This is a genomic window from Saccharopolyspora sp. 6M (assembly GCF_020176775.1).
Taxonomy (GTDB): Bacteria; Actinomycetota; Actinomycetes; order Mycobacteriales; family Pseudonocardiaceae; genus Saccharopolyspora_C; species Saccharopolyspora_C gregorii.
The window spans coordinates 1-6,909 of the sequence record NZ_JAIUJZ010000174.1; the positions used below are offsets into that span (position 1 = coordinate 1).

8 protein-coding genes are annotated in these 6,909 nt (G+C 70.5%); 3 read left to right on the top strand and 5 right to left on the bottom strand.

Annotation, left to right across the window (positions count from 1 at the left end):
• Nucleotides 1–305 precede the first annotated feature (305 nt).
• A complete protein-coding gene (locus LCD31_RS21405; RefSeq protein WP_224960575.1) occupies nucleotides 306–506 on the top strand; it encodes a hypothetical protein in 201 nt (66 codons plus the stop codon).
• Between the two features lie 160 nt (nucleotides 507–666).
• Here the strand turns inward: LCD31_RS21405 and LCD31_RS21410 are convergent, their stop codons facing one another.
• Nucleotides 667–1,137: an Lsr2 family protein gene (locus LCD31_RS21410; protein ID WP_224960585.1), complete on the bottom strand. Its 471-nt coding sequence runs from the start codon at nucleotides 1,135–1,137 to the stop codon at nucleotides 667–669.
• A 400-nt stretch (nucleotides 1,138–1,537) separates the two neighbouring features.
• On the opposite strand from LCD31_RS21410, the gene LCD31_RS21415 reads away from it, so the two are divergent.
• Complete coding sequence (locus tag LCD31_RS21415) at nucleotides 1,538–1,882, top strand: Lsr2 family protein (protein ID WP_224960576.1); 345 nt, start codon at nucleotides 1,538–1,540, stop codon at nucleotides 1,880–1,882.
• Between the two features lie 90 nt (nucleotides 1,883–1,972).
• Here LCD31_RS21415 and LCD31_RS21420 read toward each other — a convergent pair whose 3' ends face one another.
• Nucleotides 1,973–2,866, bottom strand: a complete 894-nt coding sequence (locus tag LCD31_RS21420; RefSeq protein ID WP_224960577.1) for a ribokinase — start codon at nucleotides 2,864–2,866, stop codon at nucleotides 1,973–1,975.
• Between the two features lie 99 nt (nucleotides 2,867–2,965).
• On the opposite strand from LCD31_RS21420, the gene LCD31_RS21425 reads away from it, so the two are divergent.
• The gene (locus tag LCD31_RS21425; RefSeq protein WP_224960579.1) at nucleotides 2,966–4,033 is read left to right on the top strand and encodes a hypothetical protein; all 1,068 of its coding nucleotides are present in this window, start codon (nucleotides 2,966–2,968) and stop codon (nucleotides 4,031–4,033) included.
• A 59-nt stretch (nucleotides 4,034–4,092) separates the two neighbouring features.
• Here LCD31_RS21425 and LCD31_RS21430 read toward each other — a convergent pair whose 3' ends face one another.
• The 3 genes from LCD31_RS21430 to LCD31_RS21440 form a co-directional block, all read right to left on the bottom strand.
• Entirely contained in the window at nucleotides 4,093–4,965 is an 873-nt protein-coding gene (locus LCD31_RS21430; RefSeq protein ID WP_224960580.1) for a spermidine synthase, read from the bottom strand.
• Between the two features lie 106 nt (nucleotides 4,966–5,071).
• The gene (speD, locus tag LCD31_RS21435; RefSeq protein WP_224960582.1) at nucleotides 5,072–5,473 is read right to left on the bottom strand and encodes an adenosylmethionine decarboxylase; all 402 of its coding nucleotides are present in this window, start codon (nucleotides 5,471–5,473) and stop codon (nucleotides 5,072–5,074) included.
• 90 nt (nucleotides 5,474–5,563) lie between these two features.
• Nucleotides 5,564–6,784, bottom strand: coding sequence for a type III PLP-dependent enzyme (locus tag LCD31_RS21440; RefSeq protein WP_304612926.1), 1,221 nt, complete (start codon nucleotides 6,782–6,784; stop codon nucleotides 5,564–5,566).
• Between the last annotated feature and the right edge of the window lie 125 nt (nucleotides 6,785–6,909).

Genomic DNA, 6,909 nt, shown 5'->3' on the forward strand with positions numbered 1-6,909 from the left:
GGAAGCCCGTTTCGCGACCCCGCCGCACCCGGCCCGATTCGTTTTCGGCCCGTTCCGTGCTGGCAGAAAGAAATCTACACGGGCCGAAAACGGCCTTGAACACCACCCCCCATTAACGCGAAAACCGCAGGTCATCCCGCTTCACCCGGATGGCGGCTTGCCGTGGGACCACCGAGCACCGGGACACCGGGCCGCGGCCCGGCCCGAGTCCGGCGATCTCCATCGAGTGATCGCGGTGCGTTTCGCGGGCTGCACCCACCCGCGCGCCGGTAGCCTGCTCGCCGACCAAGAGGCAGGGGGTAACCGTGGACTCGACACCGATCTACACCGAGTTGCAGCAGCAGCTGATCGACCCGGAGGCGGACAACTGGGGACTGAGCTCCCCACCCGAGTTCGCCGCGGCGCTGACCGAGAGCGCCGAGTCGTCGGCCGCCGAATCGGTGGCCGCTCAGCACGGCGACTCCGGCGGTCGCGCGAAAGGGCGCAGGCACCGCGCCGCCGATTGAGGCACCGAGCGCTCCGCGCGCGGGGGAGGCGGCAGCGGAGCGACCGGTACCGGAAAGACGAAGAACCGCATCGCGGATCACCACGATGCGGTTCTTCTGCGTTCGGGGCCGGAAGCGTCCCGTTCCGGGAACGCGGCCGGCCGGGACCACCGGTACCGGCTCAGTCCACAGCGGACGAGAATTGCGGCAGGGACACGGAGGCGACGGTGGAGTTCGACCGCTCCTCCTCCTGGCGCGGAGGTTCGGGGACGAGCTGTTCCGGTTCGCGCGGTTCCACCGGGAGTGCGGGTCCGGCCTCGGCGGCCTGTTCGTCCGCTTCCGGTTCCTGCTGCTTGTGCAACCGGTCCTTGCTCCGTTGCGCGGCACCGCGAATCTGCTCGGTCAGCTGCCGGTTGGCCTGGCGGGCGTCGCGTTCGTCCCGTTCCTGGCGTTTGGCCGTGGCGGCGGACTGCTCGCGCTCGGGAACGCGCGCCCGCTCGATGTACCGGGCGAAGACTCCGCGCAGGCGTTGCGCGTGCCGTTCGCTCAAGTCGATTTCGTAGGTCACGCCGTCCAGCGCGAAAGTAACGGTCTGCTGGGCTGGCGACCCGTCTATGTCGTCGACGAGTTCGACCTGAATACGCTCGGCCATGATCACCTGTCTCGGGAACGTGCCCCGTCTCGATCCGCGACACCTGCAGGCGAGACTCCTGCGACCCTGACCCACGTTGTAGCACGCGGCATCGCTGTTGTCTCGCGTCAACGATAGAACAGCACCACCGGCCGTTGAGAACCGCCGTGCGGGGGCACCGTCGACCCCGCGATGCCGGGTCCCGGGCGAACCGCCCCGCGACACACCGTAGCCGATCGGCCGCGAAATCGAGAAAGTAATCTGAAGCACAACGTCGCTACAACAGCGTTCCGAGCTCACGGTCAGTGCTCGACGGACCCAGGGTGGCACATTTTCGCAACAACGGTTTATTGTTCAGAACGTTCTTCGTACGCTCTCGCACGAAGGCCAGCAATAACGAACCGGAATCGAGGGTTTTCCAGTGGCGCAGAAGGTCACCGTGCAGCTCGTCGACGACGTCGACGGGTCGGAAGCGGAGTCGACGGTCGAGTTCAGCCTGGACGGGGTCGACTACACCATCGACCTGTCCGCCGACAACGCAGCGAAACTGCGGGACTCGTTGGCGTCGTACGTCTCCGCCGCACGCCGCACCGGGGGTCGCAAGCGCGCGGCGGGCAAGGCGGGCAAGACCGCCGCTGCTCCTACCGCCGCCGACCGGGAACGCAACCAGGCCATTCGGGAATGGGCCCGGGAGCAGGGCATGCAGGTGTCGGATCGGGGACGCATTCCCTCGGAGATCGTGGACGCCTACGACAAGGCCAAGTGAGTCCATCGGGGTGTCGCGCGACGCCGCCCGTGCGGGATCGGACATTTCTCCGGTCGGCGGCGTCCGCGACATTCCACCCCGCTTCCGCGCTCAGCCGCGGAACTCCCTGATCTCCTGTTCCGTCGGCATCGACGACATGGCGCCGTGGCGCCCCACGGCCAGCGCGGACGCTGCCGAGGCCGCCGCCAGCGCTTCCCGGACCTCCGCTCCCCCGGCCCGCGCAGCCGCGAAGACACCGACGAAGGTGTCCCCCGCCGCAATGGTGTCCACGGCCCGCACCCGATGGGCGGGCGACCGGACGACCTCTCCCGCCGCATTGCCGTAGAGGGCTCCTTCGGCACCGAGCGTGATGATCGCTTCCGGTACTCGTTCCACCAATTCCCGCAACGCCGCGTCGGGATCGTCGCGACCGGTGAGGACCGCGGCTTCGTGTTCGTTCGGCACCAGCACGTCCACGTTCGCCAGCAACTCGGCGGACAGTTCCGCGGCGGGAGCCGGCGTGAGAATCACCGGAACTCCGGCGGAGCGCCCGGCCGCGGCGGCGGATTCGACCCCGGCGAACGGGATCTCCAGCTGCAGCAGCAGCGCTCCGGAACTCGCGATCAGTTCGGCATCGCCGGGCGCGAGCGAATCGACGGTCGCATTGGCCCCCTGGACCACGACGATCGCGTTTCCGCCGTCGTCGTCGACGACGATATGCGCCGTGCCGCTGTTTCCCGGGACGGTGCGCAGACCGCGGGTATCGACTCCGAACCCGCGCAATGCCTCGCGCAGCCCGCCGCCCAGTTCGTCCTCCCCGACCGCGCCGATCATGAGCGCTTCCGCGCCCGCTCTGGCGGCCGCGACGGCCTGGTTCGCGCCCTTTCCGCCGGGCGCCGTGCGGAATTCGCGCCCGAGCACGGTTTCGCCGCGCTTCGGCGCGGTCCCCACGTAGGCCACCAGATCCATGTTGCAGCTGCCGAACACCGCCACCGTCGTCGTCACCGGGCCATGATCCCGCTTTCCCCGGAGGTGGCGCAGGCGGCTCTCCGCGCGGGCAGGCACGTACCATGCGGTGCGTTCGGGAGGAGAGGGCGAGCAGCGGTGGACTACGTGGTGACGGCGGTACTAGAACCGCCGGTGGCGGTGCAGGGACTGGACGAGTTGCAGCAGCAGGGCGTGGTCGCGCTGCTCGACCGCAGGCTCGCGCTCGTGGAAGGCGTCACCGGGCCGGACCAGGCCGACATCGACGTGCTGGACTTCCGGATCTCGCCGGGCCCGGCCCGGACGACGGTGGAACTGGTGCTGGACGCGCCGTCGCTGGTATCGGCGGAGTGGGCGGCGGCGACGGTGCTCGACGAGCTGCTCAGCGAGATCGACCTGCTCAGCGGCTGGTCGGTCGCGGAGTCGAAGGTGCGGATCACCGAAGACGAGTTCAACCAGAGCCTGGCCGCGGCGGACGTGCGCACTCCGGACGACTCCAGCGAGCTGGAGCTGGCCGTGGAGGAGGCGCTGGGGGCCGCGGAACCGGTGGTGGAGGCGCGGCACTGGCGGGAGACGCTGCTGGAGTGCGCGCCCCGGCTGCGCGCCTTCGGTCCGGAGGCGTTCGCCGCCCCGGACGTGGAGGAGTCGGCGGCGCGGCTCGCGGCGGGCGCGCTGATCCACGCGGTGTGGGTGGTGACCGACGAGATCTTCTACGACGAGCTGTCGTTGTCCATCAACAACGCGACGGTCGACGAGGCCCAGGGCCTGCTGGTGCTGGCGGAGCTGCCGCCCTGCTACGGCGCCCGCTACGACTCGGCGTTCGCCCGGGCGTTCCTGCTGGCGTCGGCGGCGGTGGCGACGCGGCTGTCGGAGCCGGTGTGGACGCCGCCGCGCTGCGTGGCCGAAGCGCTGGCGCTGCGGCTGGTGGTGCACGAGGCGCAGGTGCTGCTGGACGCGGCGGAGCTGCTGGACTGGTCGCAGAGCACGCCGATCTTCGCCCGGTTCGCCGCCACCGCGTTCGGCGACACCGCGCACGAGCGGTTGTACGAGGTGGACGCGCGGCTCGCGGAGGATGCGGGGAACGCGGAGCTGGAGGCGCAGCTGCGCGAGCGGGGCATCGCGTTCGAGCAGTGGTTCGGCGCGCGCAGCGGCGCCCCTGGGCTGCACCCGTACCTGCAGTTCCTCTGACGCCGGGCATGCGAAGAGCCCGCCGGAGCGGGTGAGCCGGGGGGCTCTTCGGCGTTCGCTCAGCCCTGGTTGCGCACCGAGTAGGGCGGGACGGTGCAGCCGATGAGGCTGGCGTCGTCGATGGTGCGCGGCTGGTACTCGCTGTTCGGGAGGTTCTCCAGCATGAGGTTGGTGGGGTCGTCGACCGGTTCGGCGCGGCCGAACAGGAACGCCCACTCGTGCTCGTCGGAGCCGAAGTAGGTGACGGTCTCGAACACCGACCGGAACCGGTTGTAGGCGCGGATCAGCGTTTCGTTGCGCCACACGGTGGGGCAGCCCGCCTGGAAGGCGACGACGCCGCCGGGGGCGAGCACGGTCTGGCAGCGCTGCAGGAATTCGAGGCCGTAGAGCCGGTTGTGCTGGCCGTCGGCGTCGTCCGCGCGTTCGTCGGGCAGGTCCACGACGACGAGGTCGTAGCCTTCCGGCGGGGCCTGTTCCAGGAAGGCCACTCCGTCGCCGAAGTGCAGGGTGATGGGCCCGTCGCCGCGTTGCAGCGCGGGGATCTCGTCGGTGGTGTAGCCGTAGGGCAGGTGCTCGGCGCAGGCCCGGACGCATTCCTCGTCGATGTCGACGTGGTCGACGCGGGTGGCTCCGGCGGCGACGGCGAGCTGGCTGGCGACGCCTTCGCTGGAGCCGATGATGAGCACCCGGTCCAGGTTCGCGGCGAGCAGGAAGCCGGGGACCAGCATGGCCTCGTGGTAGACGAGCTGGGAGAACTCGGTGCTCTGCCGGTCGTCGTCGCAGAACAGCGAGACGCCTTGGTCGGTGCGGCCGATGAGCACGTGCTGGTAGGCGGTGTCGCCTTCCCAGATCACGTCGTCGATGCGCCACAACCGCCGCATGTCGGCGCCCATGGGTTCGCTGACCCAACGCTGCCCGTCGATTTCGATCAACGGTGCTCCTCCTCGTTACGGCGCCCGGGTCGGGCGGGGGAACGCACTTGTGTGTCCATTGTGGAGGGTGTCCCGCCTGCTCGCGGTCGGCGAGTCGGCGAGCCGGTCACGAGACCAGTTCCGGGTCGTAGTCCCGGCCCCGGCGGATCGTGCGGGTGTTCACCGACGCGGGTCGCAGCGCTTCGGCGAGCAGTTCGACCGCCCGCTCGGGCTGCGCGGTGTTCCCACAGGTGAACACGTCGATGAAGATCGATCCCTCTTCGGGGTAGGTGTGCAGCGACGCATGGGATTCCGACAGCAGCGCCAGCACTGTGACGCCTTGCGGTTCGAACCGCTTGGCGATCACCTGGCACACCGTGGCCTGCGAGCGGCTCAGCGCGCTGTCCAGGGTGTCGCGCAGGAACTGCTCGTCGTCCAGCAGCTGCGCGTCCACACCGTCGAGCTCGGCGAGCACGTGCTGCCCGGTGAACAGACCGACGGGTTGCAGGGTTCCGGCATCGATCGACATCTATCGACCTCCCAACATTTCGCAGATTTCGCGGAGAACGTTCGTGTTGCGCTCCGGGCGCACCGCTGCGGCACGGGCGTGCCGCAGCGGTCAGGGTCGCTCGTGCCCGTCGATGCAACGGGTCGGCAGCGGCGGGAAGCCGTTGAAGCCGACCGAGGCGTAGCTGGCGGTGTAGGCACCGGCGCTGAGCAGGTCCACGGTGTCCCCGGCGCGCAGGGTCAGCGGCAGCTCGTAGCGGGTGCGCTGGTAGATCACGTCGTCGCCGTCGCAGGTGGGTCCGGCGAGCACGACCGGGCCGACCGGGTCGCCGTCGCGGGAGGTGCGCAGCCGGTAGGTGATCGCTTCGCCTTCGGTCTCGGCGAGCCCGTTGTAGCGGCCGACGTCGAGGTAGACCCAGCGGCGTTCGCCGTCGGAGTCCGGGGAGACGAGGACGACTTCGCTGCGCAGCACGCCGGCGTCGCCGACGAGGCGGCGGCCGGGTTCAACGAGCAGTTCGGGCCGGTCGGCGCCGAACTCGCGGTCGAGGGCCTGCTCGATGCGCCGCGCGTAGTCGGTCAGCGGCGGCGCGGCGTCGGTGTAGTGCGCGGGCAGCCCGCCGCCGAGGTTGACCAGTCGCGGCCGGACGCCGTGCTCGGCGGCGCCGCGGAACACTCGGTGGGCGGCGGCGATGCCGTGCTCCCAGGCCGCGGCGTCGTGCTGCTGCGATCCGATGTGGAAGGACACGCCGCACGCGTCGAGGCCGAGTTCGGCGGCGCGGCCGAGCAGCCGGACCGCGGTCTCGGGGGTGCAGCCGAACTTGCGGCCGAACGGGGTGCGGGAGCCGTCGTTGGCGACGAGCACGCGGCAGAACACGCTCGCGCCGGGCGCGGCTTCGGCGATGGCGGTGAGGTCGGCTTCGCTGTCGGTGGCGAACAGCCGGACGCCCTGCGCGTGGGCGCGGGCGATGTCGGCGCGCTTCTTGATGGTGTTGCCGTAGGAGATCGCCGCGGGGTCGGCGCCCTGTTCGAGGCAGAGGTCGATCTCGCCGGGGCTGGCGACGTCGAAGGAGGAGCCGAGCTCGACGAGCGCGGCGACGACTTCGGGCATCGGGTTGGCCTTGACCGCGTAGCAGATCCGCGCGTCCGGCAGTGCGGCTCGCAGTTCCGCGTAGCGCTCCCGCACCGCCGTCAGGTCCATCACCAGGCAAGGGGTGGCGGGTACCGCGCCGTCCAGGTGTTCCCGGATGCGTTCAGCGGAACGTGCCGCGGTTCCGGCGACGTCTCCGTCGCTCGGGCGGTCCGTCACACCGGTGGTGGCGGACTGATCGGTCAATCCCGTTACCTCCGTGGCTTCGCGTCGCGGGGGGGGGGGGGGGGGGGGGGGGCGCGCGGGCGCCCGGCGCCGGCCCCCCGCCCAAACAACCACACCAGCGGTGACAACACACCCCACTTAAAAAA

Coding starts and splice junctions, on each gene's coding strand:
- LCD31_RS21410 (WP_224960585.1), bottom strand. CDS start 1,137: ATGGCCGAGCGTATTCAGGTCGAACTCGTCGACGACATAGACGGGTCG.
- speD (WP_224960582.1), bottom strand. CDS start 5,473: ATGTCGATCGATGCCGGAACCCTGCAACCCGTCGGTCTGTTCACCGGG.